This window comes from Frigidibacter sp. MR17.24, from assembly GCF_037095655.1.
Lineage (GTDB): Bacteria > Pseudomonadota > Alphaproteobacteria > Rhodobacterales > Rhodobacteraceae > Frigidibacter.
The window spans coordinates 171,161-185,843 of the sequence record NZ_JBAWKE010000001.1; the positions used below are offsets into that span (position 1 = coordinate 171,161).

The window sequence follows — 14,683 nt, forward strand, 5'->3', positions numbered from 1 at the left end:
GGCATCGCGGGCGAGAGGGGCGCGGAGAGGGACGGGGAAAGGGACGGGCGATGGCGAACCCCTGGGCGGGAGAGGTCACGGTGACGGTCGACGGGGTCGCGCATGTGGCCAAGCTGACGCTGGGCGCGCTGGCCGAGCTGGAGGAGGCGCTGGCCGAGGACAGCCTGATGGCGCTGGTCGCGCGGTTCGAGGGCCAGGCCTTCCGGGCGCGCGACGTGCTGATGCTGCTGGCCGCGGGGCTGCGGGCCGGCGGCTGGGAGGGCGACGCGGGCACGCTCGCGCGCGCCGAGATCGCGGGCGGGCCGGTGGCGGCGGCGCGGTCGGCGGCGGCGCTGCTGGCGCTGGCCTTCGCGGGGCCCGCGGCGGATGGCTGAGCGGCTGGACTGGCCGGGGATGCTGCGGGCGGCGCTGGGCGGCCTGCGGCTGCGGCCCGAGGAGTTCTGGGCGCTGACCCCGCTGGAGCTGGCGCTGATGCTGGGTCTGAGCGGCTCGGGCGGGCTGGGGCGCGGGCGGCTCGAGGAGATGATGCGCGCCTGGCCCGATGCGGACGGGCGGGCGCGGTCGCAGGGGCAGCCGGGGACGGGGGCGGAGGATCGAGATGGCGGATGTTGACGGGATCGACGGCTTCGGGCGGGGGTTTTCCGACCTCGAGCGCAGCCTCGCGGGGGCCGAGGCGATGACCGCGGCCTTCTCGGCCGAGCTGGGGCGGATGCAGGAGAGCCTAGTCTTCACCAACCGCGAGGTGGCGCTGCTGTCCACCGGGATCGGGCGCGGCCTGCGCTCGGCCTTCGACGGGGTGGTGTTCGACGGGATGCGGCTGTCGGACGCGCTGGAGCGGGTGCGCCGCAGCATGGTCGACAGCGTCTACGCGGTGGCGATGCGCCCGGTGCAGAACGCGGTCGGCGGCGCGATCGCGCAGGGCATGAACGGCGTGCTGTCGGGGATGTTCCCCTTCGCCCAGGGCGGCGCGATCGGCCAGGGCCGGGTGATGGCCTTCGCCCGGGGCGGTGTGGTGGGCGGGCCGACGGCCTTCCCGATGCGCGGCGGCACCGGGCTGATGGGCGAGGCCGGGCCCGAGGCGATCCTGCCGCTGGCGCGGGGCGCGGATGGCAAGCTTGGGGTGCGCGCGGGTCGCGGCGGCGGCGGGCCGCGGGTGACGATCAACGTGACCACGCCCGACGTGCAGGGCTTTCAGCAGAGCCGCGGCCAGATCGCGGCCGGGCTGGCCCGCGTGATCGCGCAGGGCGAGCGCAACATGTGAGCATGCCGGCGCCCGGGGGCCGGACCTGCCGAGGGTCCGGTCCCGGGCGGCCGTCCGGGCGGCCGTCCGGGCGCCTGTCCGCGGTCCGCGCGGGCCGCAGCGGTGCCGTCCATGGTGCTGCCGGCGGCGCTTTCGGCGGCGCTTCTGGTGGGGCGCCGGGGTGATCACGCAACCAGCATCTGCCTTCGGGCAAAGTCACGAGGTGTTCCATGCCCTTCCATGACGTGCGCTTTCCGGTCGATGTCAGCTTCGGCGCGCTGGGCGGGCCCGAGCGCCGGGTCGAGATCGTCGAGCTGGCCAACGGCTTCGAGGAGCGCAACACGCCCTGGGCGGCCTCGCGCCGGCGCTACGATGCCGGGATGGGGCTGCGCAGCCTTGACGATCTGGAACGGCTGATCGCCTTCTTCGAGGCGCGGCGCGGGCCGCTGCACGGGTTTCGCTGGCGCGACTGGTCGGACTGGCGATCGGCCCCGCCGTCCGAGCAGCTGCGCCCGGTCGACCAGCTTCTGGGGCTGGGCGACGGCGAGACCGTCACCTTCCAGCTGGTCAAGCACTATGTCTCGGGCACCCAGGACGAGGTGCGGGTGATCGCGAAGCCGGTCGAGGGCACGGTTCTGCTGGCGGTGCACGACGTGCCGGTCGTCGTGCCCGACGAGGCCACGGTCGATGCCGCGACCGGGCTTGTCACCTTCGCGGTGCCGCCGGGGCCGGGGGCCGAGGTGACGGCGGGATATGAATTCGACGTGCCGGTGCGGTTCGACACCGACCGGCTGACCGTGTCGATCGCGACCTTCGAGGCCGGCGAGGTGCCGCAGGTGCCGCTGGTCGAGATCCGGCTGTGATCGCGGGACAGGGCGGAGGGCGCGCATGAGCCGCGAGGATCTTCTGGCAAGGCTCGCCACTGGCGAGACCACGGTGTGCCGCTGCTGGCGGCTCGTGCGCCGCGACGGCGCCGTCTACGGCTTCACCGACCACGACCGCGACCTGGCCTTCGAGGGCACGACCTTCCTGGCCGAGACCGGGATCACGGCGCGGGCGCTGCTGCAGACCACGGGCCTTGCGATCGACAACACCGAGGCCGCGGGCGCGCTGAGCGGCGCCGCGCTGACCGAGGAGGAGATCGTCGCGGGCCGGTTCGACGGCGCCGGGATCACCGCCTGGCTGGTCGACTGGGAGATGCCGGCGGCGCGGATGGTGGAATTCGCCGGGTCGCTGGGCGAGCTGAGCCGGGGCGAGGGCGCGTTCCGGGCCGAGCTGCGCGGGCTGTCGGTGCCGCTGAACGAGGTGATCGGGCGCGCCTACCTGCCGCGCTGCGGCGCGGTGGTGGGCGACGGGCGCTGCCGGGTCGACCTGTCGCAGCCGGCGTTCCGGCACGAGGCGACGGTGGCGGCGGTCGAGGGCGACACGGTGCTGTGGTTCGATCCCGGCACCACCGAGGGCTTTGCCGACCGCTGGTTCGAGAAGGGCCGGGTCGAGGTGCTGAGCGGGGCGGCGGCGGGGCTGTGGGCCTCGGTCAAGACCGACCGGCTGTCGGCGACGGGGCGGCGGGTCGAGCTGTGGCAGGGCCTGCGGGCGCCCTTGGTGGCCGGCGACGTGGTGCGGGTGACGGCCGGCTGCGACAAGCTGGCCGAGACCTGCCGGGTCAAGTTCGGCAACATGCTGAATTTCCGCGGCTTCCCGACGATCCCGGGCGAGGACTGGCTGATGGTGGTGCCGGCGAAGGCGCGGCGCTGAAGGGGGTTGGGATGGTGGATCTGGGAGAGGGCGCCGCGGTGGTGGCGCTGGCGCGCGGCTGGATCGGCACGCCCTATCGCCACCAGGGCTCGCTGCGCGGGGCGGGGGCGGATTGCCTTGGTCTCGTGCGCGGGATCTGGCGCGAGCGGCTGGGGGCCGAGCCCGAGGCGGTGCCGGCCTACACGCCCGACTGGTCGGAGGCCGCGCGCGAGGAGCGGCTGTGGGCCGCGGCGCGCGCGCATCTGGTCGAGGTCGTCCCCGGCGCGCCCGAGGCGCTGGGCGAGGTGCTGCTGTTTCGGATGCGCGACGGCGCGGTGGCCAAGCACCTGGGCATCCGCTCGCGGCTGGCGGCGGCGGCCGAGGGGCCGGGGTTCATCCATGCCTACAGCGGGCGCGGCGTGCTCGAGAGCCCGCTCGCGCCCGGCTTCGCGCGCCGGATCGTGGCGCGCTTCACCTTTCCTGCGGTTGGAGAGCCCTGATGGCGACGATCCTGTTTGCGGCGGCGGGCACTTCGGTGGGTGCGGGGTTCGGCGGCTCTGTCCTGGGGCTGTCGGGCGCGGTGATCGGCCGTGCGGTCGGCGCCACGCTGGGCCGGATCGTCGACCAGCGCATCATGGGGGGCGGCTCGCGCAGCGTCCAGACCGGGCGGATCGACCGCTTCCGGCTGACCGGCGCCAGCGAGGGCGCGCCGATGGCCATGGTCTGGGGCCGGATGCGCGTGGGGGGGCAGGTGATCTGGGCCTCGCCCTTCCGCGAGCGCGCCTCGAGCGAAAGTTCAAGCTCGGGCGGGGGCAAGAGCACGGGCGGCGGCGGGTCGGTGACGACCACGGTCACCAGCTACAGCTATTCGGTGAGCCTGGCGGTGGCGCTGTGCGAGGGCGAGATCCGCGGGGTCGAGCGGGTCTGGGCCGATGGCGCGCCGCTGGAGATGACCGGCGTCACGATGCGGGTCTACCGCGGTGACGAGGGCCAGTTCCCCGACCCGGCGATCGAGGCGGCGATGGGGGCGGGCCGGGCGCCGGCCTATCGCGGCACCGCCTATGTCGTGTTCGAGGATCTGGCGCTGGAGCCCTATGGCAACCGGGTGCCGCAGTTCTCGTTCGAGGTGATCCGCGCGGCGCAGGACGAGGCGATCGCGGTGCCCGACATGGCCGGCACGGTGCGCGGCGTCGCGCTGATCCCGGGGACGGGGGAGTATTCGCTGGCCACGAGCCCGGTGCGATACGCCTTCGGCGAGGGCCAGTCGGTCAGCGCCAACCAGCACAGCCCGCTGGCGCGGACCGATTTCGCGGCCTCGCTGGGCCAGATGCAGGTCGAGCTGCCCGGTTGCCAGTCGGTGGTGCTGGTGCTGTGCTGGTTCGGCAGCGACCTGCGCTGCGGCCTGTGCGAGGTGAAGCCCAAAGTCGAGCAGACCGGGACCGACGGCGAGGGCCGTCCCTGGCGCTCGGGCGGGATCGGGCGCGGCGCGGCCGAGGAGATCGCGCGGATCGACGGGCGGCCGGTCTATGGCGGCACGCCCTCGGATGGGTCGGTGATCGAGGCGATCCGGGCGCTGCGCGACGCGGGCAAGCGGGTGGTGCTGTATCCCTTCGTGCTGATGGAGATCCTGGCGGGCAACGGGCTGAGCGATCCCTGGGACAACGAGGGCGAGCAGCCGCGGCTGCCCTGGCGCGGGCGCATCACGCTGAGCCGCGCGCCCGGCACCTCGGGCAGCCCCGACCGCAGCGTGGCGGCCGAGGCCGAGGTCGCGGCCTTCTTCGGCACGGCGGCGGCGGCGGATTTCACCCGCACGGGCGGGGCCGAGGCGCCGTGGGAGGCGCGGGTCGACTATGGCGGGCCGGAGGAGTGGTCCTATCGCCGCTTCGTGCTGCACTGCGCGCATCTGTGCGCGCTGGCGGGCGGTGTCGACGGGTTCTGCGTCGGCTCGGAATTCCGCGGGCTGACCGAGATCCGCGGCGCCGACGACGTCTTCCCGGCGGTGGATGCGCTGCGCGCGCTGGCCGGCGACGTGCGCGCGATCCTGGGGGCCGGGGTCAAGATCGGCTATGCCGCGGACTGGAGCGAGTATTCCGGCCTGACCACGCCCGAGGGCGACCGGTACTTCCAGCTCGACCCGCTCTGGGCCGATCCCGAGATCGATTTCGTCGGCATCGACAACTACCTGCCCGCCGGCGACTGGCGCGAGGGGGTGAGCCATCTGGACGTCGGCTGGGGCCGGCCGCAGGATCTTGGCTATCTGCGCGCCAATATCGGCGGCGGCGAGTATTACGACTGGTACTATGCCAGCGAGGCCGACCGCGCGGCGCAGATCCGCACGCCGATCGCCGACGAGGAGCATGGCGAGCCCTGGGTCTGGCGCACCAAGGACATCCGCGGCTGGTGGGAGAACCGCCATTACGAGCGCATCGGCGGCGAGCGGCGGCAGGAGGCGACGCCCTGGCTGGGCGGCATGAAGCCGGTGTGGTTCACCGAATACGGCTGCGCCGCCATCGACAAGGGCGCGAACCAGCCCAACAAGTTCCTTGATCCGCGTTCGGCGGAATCGGGGCTGCCCTATTTCTCGAACGGGCGGCGCGACGACCTGATGCAGGCCAACTACCTGCGCGCAACGGCGGATTACTGGGGCGATCCGGCCAACAACCCGGTGTCGCCGGTCTATGGCGGGCCGATGGTCGACATGGACAATGCCCATGTCTGGGCCTGGGATGCGCGGCCCTGGCCCGAATTCCCGGGCCGGTTGGACCTGTGGTCGGACGGCGACAACTGGACCCATGGCCACTGGCTGAACGGCCGTGCCGCCGCGCAGCCGGTCGAGAACCTGGTGACCGAGGTCGCGGGGCGCGCGGGCGAGCGGCGGCTGGATCTGGACACGCTTGTCGGGCTGGTGCGCGGCTATGCGGTCGACGATGTCTCGACCGGGCGGCAGGTGCTGCAGCCGCTGATGCTGGTGCAGGGGTTCGATGCCTACGAGCGCGAGGGCGCGCTGCGCTTCGTGCCGCGCTCGGCCGCGCCGCTGGCAGGCGGCGTGGGCCCGGGCGCGGTGGCGCGGCGGCCGGGCGGGGGGCCGGCGCTGGAGCGGGTGCGCGCGCCCGAGGCCGAGGTGCTGGGACGGGTGCGGCTGGGCTATGTCGGGGCCGAGGAGGGCTTTGCGCTGCGCGGGGTCGAGGCGGTGCTGCCCGACGAGGTGGCGCGCGCCTCGGTCGCGGTGACGGAATATCCGCTGGCGCTGTTGGCGAGCGAGGCGCAGGCGGCGGTCGAGCGGTGGCTGATCGAGGCGCGGGTGGCGCGCGACACCGTCAGCTTCGCGCTGCCGCCTTCGGGCGCGGGGTTCGGGGCGGGCGACATCGTGAGCCTGGGCGACAGCGGTGCGCCGCCCGAGACCTATCGCATCGACCGGATCGAGGTCACCGGGGTGCGCGCGCTTGAGGCGGTGCGGGTCGAGCCGGGGATCTACGTGCCCTCGGAAGAGGCCGAGGAGATCGTCGACTACCTGCCCTTCGACGGGCCGGCGCCGGTCTATCCGCTGTTTCTGGACCTGCCGCCGCTGCTGGAGGGCGAGGTGGACCATGCGCCGCGGCTGGCGGTCACCGCGCGGCCCTGGCCGGGGAGTGCGGCGCTGTTCTCCTCTTCGGTCGATGACGGCTATCGGCTGAATGTCGAGATCCGACGCCAGGCCCGGGTCGGGGTGACCGAGACCGAGCTGGCGCCGGCGGTGCCCGAGCTGTGGGACCGCGGCCCCGCGCTGATGGTGCGGCTGTGGACCGGGGCGCTGGCCTCGGAGACCGAGGAGGCGGTGCTGAACGGCGCCAACCTCTTCGCGATCGGTTCGGGCGCGGATCCGGAGGGCTGGGAGATATTCCAGGCCGCGCGCTGCGAGCTGGTGGGCCCGGGGCTTTACGCGCTGTCGCTGCGGCTGCGGGGGCGGCTGGGGACGGGGGCCGAGATGGCCGCGCCCTGGCCGGTCGGCAGCCAGGTTGTCGCGCTGGCGCCCGACGCGGCCGAGTCGGTGCAGATCCGGCTGGCGCTGGCCGAGGTCGGGCTCGAGCGGCATTACCGGGTGGGCCCGGGGGGCGTGTCCTATGACGACGAGAGTTATCTGCACCTGGTGCGCAGCTTCCGGGGGCTGGGGCTGCGGCCGCTGGCGCCGGTGCACCTGCGCTTCACCGGGGACGGGGCCGGCGGCGGGCGGATCGGCTGGATCCGCCAGAGCCGGGTGAACGGCGAGAGCTGGGACGTGGCCGAGGTGCCGCTGGGCGAGGCGCGCGAGGCCTATCTCGTGCGCATCCGTGTCGGTGGCGCGGTCGTGCGCGAGGTCGAGCGGGGGCAGCCCTGGTTCGACTATGGCGCGGCGGCGCGGGCCGAGGACGGCGCGGGCGCGGGCTTCCGCGTCGAGGTGGCGCAGCTGTCGGAGGCCTTCGGGGCCGGAACGGCGGCCGCGCTGGATGTGGCGGGCTGAGGAGGACGGGATGGTCGGGACGGTTCAGCTGGGCCTGCCGCTGGTGGCGGCGGCGCAGGCGCAGAAGCATGTGACGGTGAACGAGGCGCTGGCGCGGCTCGACGGGCTGGTGCCGATGGTGCTGGTCTCGCGCGCGGTGGCGATCCCGCCGGCGGCGCCCGAGGACGGCCAGGTCTGGGCGGTGCCGGCCGGCGCCTCGGGCGACTGGGCCGGGCAGGAGGGGATGCTGGCGATCCGCAGCGGCGGCGGCTGGATCTTCGTCGCGCCGCGGGCGGGCTGGCGGGCCTTCCTGCTCGACGAGGGCGCGCAGGCGGTCTACGGCGGCGCGGGCTGGGTCGCGGGGGCGCTGAGCCTGTCGGCGCACGGGGCGGGACTGGTCGCGCGGGTGATCGAGGTCGATCACGTGCTGGACCCGGGCAGCAGCTCTTCGCCCGGTTTCCTGATCCCGTCGAACGCGGTGGTGATCGGCGCGACCGCGCGGGTCGTGGTGGCGATCACCGGCACGCTGAGCGGCTGGCGGCTGGGCAATCCCGGCGCCGACGACCGCTTCGGCGCGGGGCTGGGGCTGGCGGCGGGGTCCTGGGCGCGGGGCGTGCTGGGGCAGCCCACGGCCTTCTACGCGCCGACGCAGGTGGTGCTGACCGCCGAGGGCGGCAACTTCGCCGCCGGCACGGTCCGGATCGCCGTCCACGTGCTGGAACTTGCGCTGCCGGACTGAGGCGCGGCGGCCCGTCCCGGGCCCTGCGCCGGCCTCTCGCCAGCCGGTCTGAGGCCTCTCGGGGACCCTTGGCGCGGGTGGCGCGGGAAGCCGCCGCCCGGCATTTTCGCGGCTGGCGGAGCGGAAAAGAACATCATACCTCTTTCGGCGTGATCCCGAGGTCCTATCTGCTATGATCGGGGCTCAATCCGGAGGGCAGTAGATGGCTGAGATCAGGGCGAAGCTGGCACAGATCGATCCGGTCTGGGACCGCATCTGCGACGAGGCGCGCGCCGCGGTGCGCGAGGAGCCGCTGCTGGGCGGGCTGATCCATTCGGGCCTGCTGCACCATCCGACGCTGGATCGGGCGCTGGCGTACCGCTTCTCGCTCAAGCTTGCCTCGGGCGAGATGAGCGAGCAGATCCTGCGCGAGATCGCCGACGAGGCCCATGCGAGCGATCCCGAGATCGGGCAGGCGGCGCGTGCGGACCTTGTCGCGGTCTTCGACCGCGACCCGGCCTGCCACCGGTTCATCCAGCCGCTGCTGTTCTTCAAGGGCTATCAGGCGTTGCAATGCTATCGCATCGGCCACTGGCTGTGGCAGCAGGGGCGCTGGGACATGGCCTATTTCGTGCAGATGCGCGTCTCTGAGGTCTTCGGCGTCGACATCCATCCCAATGCGCGGATCGGGCGCGGCCTGCTGATCGACCACGCGCATTCGATCGTCATCGGCGAGACCGCGGTGGTGGGCGACAACGTCTCGATGCTGCATTCGGTGACGCTGGGCGGCACCGGCAAGGAGGATGGCGACCGCCATCCGAAGATCGCCGACGGCGTGCTGATCGGCGCGGGCGCGAAGGTGCTGGGCAACATCCATGTCGGCCACTGCTCGCGCATCGCGGCGGGGTCGGTCGTGCTGGCCGACGTGCCGGCCTGCTCGACCGTGGCCGGGGTGCCGGCGCGGGTGGTCGGCGAGGCCGGATGCTCGCAGCCCTCGATCAGCATGGACCACCGGCTGTCCGAGCAGGCCTGAGCGGCGCCATCGATTGACGGAGCGCGGCCCGGGCGTTAGCGCAGGGCCGACCCCAGCCACTGCGGACTGCTCATGGATTTCAAGACCCTTCTCGCGCGGATCGTCGGGCGGCTGTTCGTTCGACCGCTGAACCCCGGCACGCGCCCGAGGATCGTCTGGCTGGTGCCCTTCGTCAGCCGCGCCAACAGCCGCGACTGGGAGCGGGCCTGCGCGGTGCTGGCCGAGACGCTGGCCTCGGTCGCGGCGGTGCGCTACGACAACTGGTCGCTGGTGCTGTGTTCGCAGGACCGGCCGGACTGCCTGCCCGAGGGCGATCCGCGGTTCCACTTCCTGCCGGCGCCGCAGCTGAACCTGGCCAAGGGCATTTCGGATCATCGCCACAAGGTGAAGATGATGACCGATTACGCGGCCCGGACCTTCCGCGAATTCGTCTATGTCTCGCACCTGGATGCCGATGACCTGCTGCATCCGGATCTGCCCGGCTTCATCGCGCGCGATGGCAACGGGCGCGGCTATATCGTCGAGAAGGGGTTCATGGCCGACGCGCGCTCTGGCGACCTCGCGCCGATGGGCGAACCCGGGGACAAGCCGTTCTGGAAGGATTGCGGGTCCTGCGCCTATCTCGCGGTCGATTTCGCCGCCGAGCGGCTGGCGACGCTGCAGCTGCGGCTGATCGGCAAGGGGCACAAGACCTATGTCGAGCGGGCCGCGGCGCTGGGCCGGCCGCTGGACCCGGTGCCGTTCCCGGCGATGGTCTACGTGGTGAACCACGGCGAGAACATCCAGGACCGGAAGGGCAATTCGAAGCTGATGTACCTCGACCGGCGGCGGATCGGCGATCCGGCGAAGATCGCGGCGGCGCTGGAGGCGTTCGGGCTGCGGGTGCTGCCCGAGCCGGGGCCGGCGGGGCGGCTGCAGGTGCGCCGCGCGGGCTGAGGCGGTGCAGGGGGCTCTGCCCCCGCGGTCTGCGACCGCCCCCCGGGATATTTGGACAAAGTCGACGCCGAAACCGAAAGGGCCGCGGAGATCCGCGGCCCTTCCGTCGGTCTGGTGGCGGGTGCTCAGGCGAGCATCGCCACCGGGTTTTCCAGGTTCTCGACGATCGCGGTCAGAAGCTCGGCCCCGAGGGCGCCGTCGATCACGCGGTGGTCGACCGAGAGCGTCATCGACATGACCGTCGCCACGCCGATCTCGCCGGTCGCGGTGACGACCGGCTTCTTGACGCCGGCGCCGACGGCGAGGATCGCGCCATGCGGCGGGTTGATCACCGCGTCGAAGTTGTCGATGCCGAACATCCCGAGGTTCGAGATCGCGAAGCTGCCGCCCTGGTATTCATGCGGCGCAAGCTTGCGGTCGCGGGCGCGCTTCGCGAGGTCCTTCATCTCGGCCGAGAGGGCCGAGAGCGACTTCATCTCGGCGTCCTTCAGAACGGGCGTGAAGAGCCCGCCCTCGATCGCGACCGCGACGGCGACGTCGGAGGGCTTGAGCTTCAGCACCCGGTCGCCGGCCCAGACCGCGTTCGCGTTGGGCACCGACTGCAGCGCCATGGCGCAGGCCTTGATGATGAAGTCGTTGACCGAGAGCTTGACGCCGCGGCCTTCGAGCTTCTTGTTCAGCTCGCCCCGGAACGCCATCAGCGCGTCGAGCTTCACGTCGCGGCGCAGGTAGAAGTGCGGGATCGTCTGCTTGGCCTCGGTCAGGCGCGCGGCGATGGTCTTGCGCATGCCGTCGAGCGGGACCTCTTCGTAGGCCCGGCCTTCGTACATCTTCTTGACCGTCTCGGCCGCCATGCCGGTCGGCATCGCCGCGGGCCCGGGGACGGGCTTCGGCGGCTCGGCCCCGGCCTTGGTCGCCGGGGCGGGGGCCGCGGGCGCGGCGCCGGGCTTGGCGTTCTCGACATCGGCCTTCACGATCCGGCCATGCGGGCCCGAGCCGGTGATCGACGAAAGGTCGATCCCCTTGTCGGCCGCGATCCGGCGCGCCAGCGGCGAGGCGAAGACGCGCTTGCCGTCGCCGCCCTTCGATGCGGGGGCGGCGGCGGCGGCTGCCGGGGCAGGGGCCGGAGCCTCGGCCTTGGCGGCCTTGGTCTCGGTCGCGTCGGCCTTGGCCGCGGCGCCGGCCGCGGAGGCGGTGCCGCCGGCCGGAACCTCTTCCCCCTCTTCGACGAGGATCGCGATCGGGTCGTTGACCTTCACGCCGGCGGTGCCCTCGGAGACGATGATCTTGCCGATCACGCCCTCGTCGACCGCCTCGAACTCCATCGTCGCCTTGTCGGTCTCGATCTCGGCGAGGATGTCGCCGGATTTCACGGTGTCGCCCTCTTTCACCAGCCACTTGGCCAGCGTCCCCTCCTCCATGGTCGGGGACAGCGCGGGCATCAGGATTTCGGTCGCCATCTTGCCCTCCTTACCGGTAGGTGACTTTTTTCACGGTCTCGACCACCTCGTCCGAGGTGATGAGCGCGAGCTTCTCGAGGTTCGCCGCATAGGGCATCGGTACGTCCTTGCCGGTGCAGCACAGGACCGGCGCATCGAGGTAATCGAAGGCGTTGGTCATGATGTACGAGGCGAGGTGGTTGCCGATCGAGCAGACCGGGAAGCCTTCCTCGACCGTCACGCAGCGGTTGGTCTTCATCACCGAGCGGATCACGGTGTCGTAGTCGATCGGGCGCAGGGTGCGCAGGTCGATGACCTCGGCCGAGATGCCCATCGCGGCCAGCTTATCGGCGGCTTCCAGCGTGTGGCTCATCCCGATCCCGAACGAGACCAGCGTCACGTCGGTGCCTTCGCGCCAGATCTTCGCCTTGCCGAAGGGCACGGTGAAGTCGTCAAGCACCGGCACCTCGAACGAGCGCCCGTAGAGGATCTCGTTTTCCAGGAAGATCACCGGGTTCGGATCGCGGATCGCCTGCTTCAGCAGGCCTTTCGCATCGGCGGCCGAATAGGGCTGCACGACCTTGAGGCCGGGGATCTGCGCGTACCAGGCGGCATAGTCCTGGCTGTGCTGCGCGCCCACGCGGGCGGCGGCGCCGTTCGGGCCGCGGAACACCATCGGCGCGCCCATCTGGCCGCCCGACATGTAGAGCGTCTTCGCCGCCGAGTTGATGATCTGGTCGATCGCCTGCATGGCGAAGTTGAAGGTCATGAACTCGACGATCGGGCGCAGGCCGCCGAAGGCCGCGCCGACGCCGATGCCGGCGAAGCCGTGTTCGGTGATCGGGGTGTCGATCACGCGCTTGGGGCCGAACTCGTCCAGCAGGCCCTGGCTGATCTTGTAGGCGCCCTGGTACTCGCCGACTTCCTCGCCCATCAGGAACACGCTGCCGTCGCGGCGCATCTCCTCGGCCATGGCCTCGCGCAGGGCTTCCCGCACGGTCATGGTCTTCATCTCGGTGCCCTCGGGCCAGTCCGGCGTGGTGTCGGCTTCCTTCACCGGGTGCGGCGCGGCCTCGACGGCGGATTTCGCCTCGGCCGGCTTCGAGGCCGGCGCCTCGGCCTTGGGCGCGGGCGCCGCGGCGGCCGAGGCATCCTCGCCCTCTTCCACCAGCATCGCGATCGGCGTGTTGACCTTCACGCCCGCGGTGCCCTCGGCGATCAGGATCTTGCCGACGATGCCCTCGTCGACCGCCTCGAACTCCATCGTCGCCTTGTCGGTCTCGATCTCGGCCAGGATCTGGCCGGACTTGACCTCGTCACCCTCTTTCACCAGCCACTTGGCCAGCGTGCCCTCTTCCATCGTGGGCGAGAGCGCCGGCATCAGAATTTCGGTAGCCATTCGTCGTCTCCCCCTCAGGCGTCCTGCGGCGCCACGTCGGCGTAGATGTCGGTCCAGAGCTCGTCGAGCGCGGGCTCGGGGCTCTCCTTGGCGAATTCGGCCGAGTCGTTGACGATCGCCTTGATCTCCTTGTCGATCGCCTTGAGGTCGTCGTCGGTCGCGTGGCCGCCGGTCAGCAGCATCTCGCGCACGTGCTCGATCGCGTCACGCTCGTCGCGCATCTTCTGCACTTCCTCGCGCGAGCGGTACTTGGCCGGGTCCGACATCGAGTGGCCGCGGTAGCGGTAGGTCATCACCTCGAGGATGTAGGGACCCTTGCCGGCGCGGCAGTGCTCGACCGCGCGGGTGCCGGCCTCCTTGACCTTCAGCACGTCCATGCCGTCGACCGCCTCGCCGGCGATGCCGTAGGCCGCGCCGCGTTCCCACAGCGAGGGCGACTTGGTCGAGCGCTTGACGCTGGTGCCCATGGCGTACTGGTTGTTCTCGATCACGAAGATCACCGGCAGGTCCCACAGCTGCGCCATGTTGTAGGTCTCGTAGACCTGGCCCTGGTTCGCGGCGCCGTCGCCGAAATAGGCGAAGGTGACGCGGCCGTTCTCGTTGTACTTGTCGGCGAAGGCGAGGCCGGCGCCGATCGGCACCTGCGCGCCCACGATCCCGTGGCCGCCGTAGAAATGGCGCTCCTTCGAGAACATGTGCATCGAGCCGCCCTTGCCCTTGGAATAGCCGCCCTCGCGGCCCGTGAGCTCGGCCATCACGCCACGGGCATCCATGCCGCAGGCCAGCATGTGGCCGTGGTCGCGGTAGGAGGTGACGCGCTTGTCGCCTTCCTCGGCCGCGGCCTCGAGACCGACGACCACGGCCTCCTGGCCGATGTAGAGGTGGCAGAAGCCACCGATCAGGCCCATGCCGTACAGCTGGCCGGCCTTCTCCTCGAAGCGGCGGATCAGCAGCATGTCGCGGTAATAGCCGAGAAGCTCGTCCTTCGAGACGTTCGGCAGATCGGGTGCCTTGCGCGTGGCCATAGGCGTCCTCCCTTGAGACGTGAGCGGATAGTTCAACGTTAAACGATCCATAGCGCATCGGGGAAACAAGGGCCAGCGCGGAATGCGGCACATCTTCGGCGCCGGCAGGAGCCTGCCGGGGTGCGCGTATGGGACGGGGCGGGACAGGTCAGCGGCCAGTCGGATGGACGGTCAGGCAGGGGCGGGGGGCATGCATGCCCCCGCACCCCCCGCTTCGGGCGGCCGCGCCGCGGCGGTGTCAGCGGATGACGATCTCGTCGTGGCGCAGATAGCCCAGCGTGGCGCGGGCCTGCTCGTCCAGCAGGTCGAGATCGAGATAGTCGTCCGACAGCCGGTGGGTCAGGTTCTCCATCCGCGCATTCTCGAGCCGCAGCGCGTCGCGACGCTCGGTCAGGGCGCGCGCCTCCGAGATCAGCTGCACCCGGCGGAACACGCCGAAGTCGCCCTGCACCGCGGCAAAGGTGAAATAGGCGCCCAGCACGAAGGCCAGCGCGAAGAATAACATCGGCCCGATCGCCGGCCGCGCGGCCGGGCGATGTGCCGGTCTGGATCGGAAGATGCCCATTGCGCCTCATCTCGCCGCCTCTTGGCCGGGCCGCGTTTCGGCAAGGGTAACACGGTGGCGAGTCGCGGGGCAAACGCGATTTCGCCGCGGGGCCGTGCGGCGGCGGGGGGGGGGGGGGGGGGGGGGGGGGGGGGGGGG

General features: G+C 71.9%; 14 protein-coding genes. 10 read left to right on the top strand and 4 right to left on the bottom strand.

Going from position 1 to position 14,683, the window contains the following annotated elements; genetic code table 11:
• Positions 1–50: 50 nt before the first annotated feature.
• From V8J39_RS00905 to V8J39_RS00950, 10 genes are all read left to right on the top strand, one after another.
• Positions 51–374 carry a GTA-gp10 family protein gene (locus V8J39_RS00905; protein WP_336458987.1) on the top strand — a complete coding sequence of 108 codons (324 nt, stop codon included), beginning with the start codon at positions 51–53 and terminating at the stop codon, positions 372–374.
• The gene (locus V8J39_RS00910) at positions 367–612 is read left to right on the top strand and encodes a rcc01693 family protein (RefSeq protein WP_336458988.1); all 246 of its coding nucleotides are present in this window, start codon (positions 367–369) and stop codon (positions 610–612) included. The genes V8J39_RS00905 and V8J39_RS00910 overlap by 8 nt, the downstream gene beginning before the upstream one ends.
• Positions 599–1,261: a phage tail tape measure protein gene (locus V8J39_RS00915; protein WP_336458989.1), complete on the top strand. Its 663-nt coding sequence runs from the start codon at positions 599–601 to the stop codon at positions 1,259–1,261. Before V8J39_RS00910 ends, V8J39_RS00915 begins: the two co-directional genes overlap by 14 nt.
• A gap of 209 nt (positions 1,262–1,470) precedes the next feature.
• Positions 1,471–2,103: a DUF2460 domain-containing protein gene (locus V8J39_RS00920; protein ID WP_336458990.1), complete on the top strand. Its 633-nt coding sequence runs from the start codon at positions 1,471–1,473 to the stop codon at positions 2,101–2,103.
• A gap of 25 nt (positions 2,104–2,128) precedes the next feature.
• Positions 2,129–2,995, top strand: coding sequence for a DUF2163 domain-containing protein (locus V8J39_RS00925; protein WP_336458991.1), 867 nt, complete (start codon positions 2,129–2,131; stop codon positions 2,993–2,995).
• A gap of 11 nt (positions 2,996–3,006) precedes the next feature.
• On the top strand, positions 3,007–3,474 hold the full coding sequence (locus V8J39_RS00930) for a peptidase (RefSeq protein ID WP_336458992.1): 468 nt from the start codon (positions 3,007–3,009) through the stop codon (positions 3,472–3,474).
• Positions 3,474–7,451 carry a baseplate multidomain protein megatron gene (locus tag V8J39_RS00935; protein ID WP_336458993.1) on the top strand — a complete coding sequence of 1,326 codons (3,978 nt, stop codon included), beginning with the start codon at positions 3,474–3,476 and terminating at the stop codon, positions 7,449–7,451. Before V8J39_RS00930 ends, V8J39_RS00935 begins: the two co-directional genes overlap by 1 nt.
• A gap of 10 nt (positions 7,452–7,461) precedes the next feature.
• Complete coding sequence (locus tag V8J39_RS00940) at positions 7,462–8,169, top strand: DUF2793 domain-containing protein (protein ID WP_336458994.1); 708 nt, start codon at positions 7,462–7,464, stop codon at positions 8,167–8,169.
• 202 nt (positions 8,170–8,371) lie between these two features.
• Complete coding sequence (cysE, locus tag V8J39_RS00945; protein WP_336458995.1) at positions 8,372–9,181, top strand: serine O-acetyltransferase; 810 nt, start codon at positions 8,372–8,374, stop codon at positions 9,179–9,181.
• 72 nt (positions 9,182–9,253) lie between these two features.
• Positions 9,254–10,117, top strand: coding sequence for a hypothetical protein (locus tag V8J39_RS00950; RefSeq protein ID WP_336458996.1), 864 nt, complete (start codon positions 9,254–9,256; stop codon positions 10,115–10,117).
• Positions 10,118–10,242: 125 nt separating this feature from the next.
• Here V8J39_RS00950 and V8J39_RS00955 read toward each other — a convergent pair whose 3' ends face one another.
• The 4 genes from V8J39_RS00955 to V8J39_RS00970 all read right to left on the bottom strand — a co-directional run bounded on the left by V8J39_RS00955 (position 10,243) and on the right by V8J39_RS00970 (position 14,485).
• Positions 10,243–11,577 carry a pyruvate dehydrogenase complex dihydrolipoamide acetyltransferase gene (locus tag V8J39_RS00955; protein ID WP_336458997.1) on the bottom strand — a complete coding sequence of 445 codons (1,335 nt, stop codon included), beginning with the start codon at positions 11,575–11,577 and terminating at the stop codon, positions 10,243–10,245.
• A gap of 10 nt (positions 11,578–11,587) precedes the next feature.
• Positions 11,588–12,955 (bottom strand): pyruvate dehydrogenase complex E1 component subunit beta, encoded by a 1,368-nt coding sequence (locus tag V8J39_RS00960; protein WP_336458998.1) that lies wholly within the window; start codon positions 12,953–12,955, stop codon positions 11,588–11,590.
• Positions 12,956–12,969: 14 nt separating this feature from the next.
• Positions 12,970–13,980, bottom strand: coding sequence for a pyruvate dehydrogenase (acetyl-transferring) E1 component subunit alpha (gene pdhA / locus V8J39_RS00965; protein WP_336458999.1), 1,011 nt, complete (start codon positions 13,978–13,980; stop codon positions 12,970–12,972).
• A 238-nt stretch (positions 13,981–14,218) separates the two neighbouring features.
• A complete protein-coding gene (locus V8J39_RS00970) occupies positions 14,219–14,485 on the bottom strand; it encodes an FtsB family cell division protein (protein WP_336459000.1) in 267 nt (88 codons plus the stop codon).
• Positions 14,486–14,683: the final 198 nt, after the last annotated feature.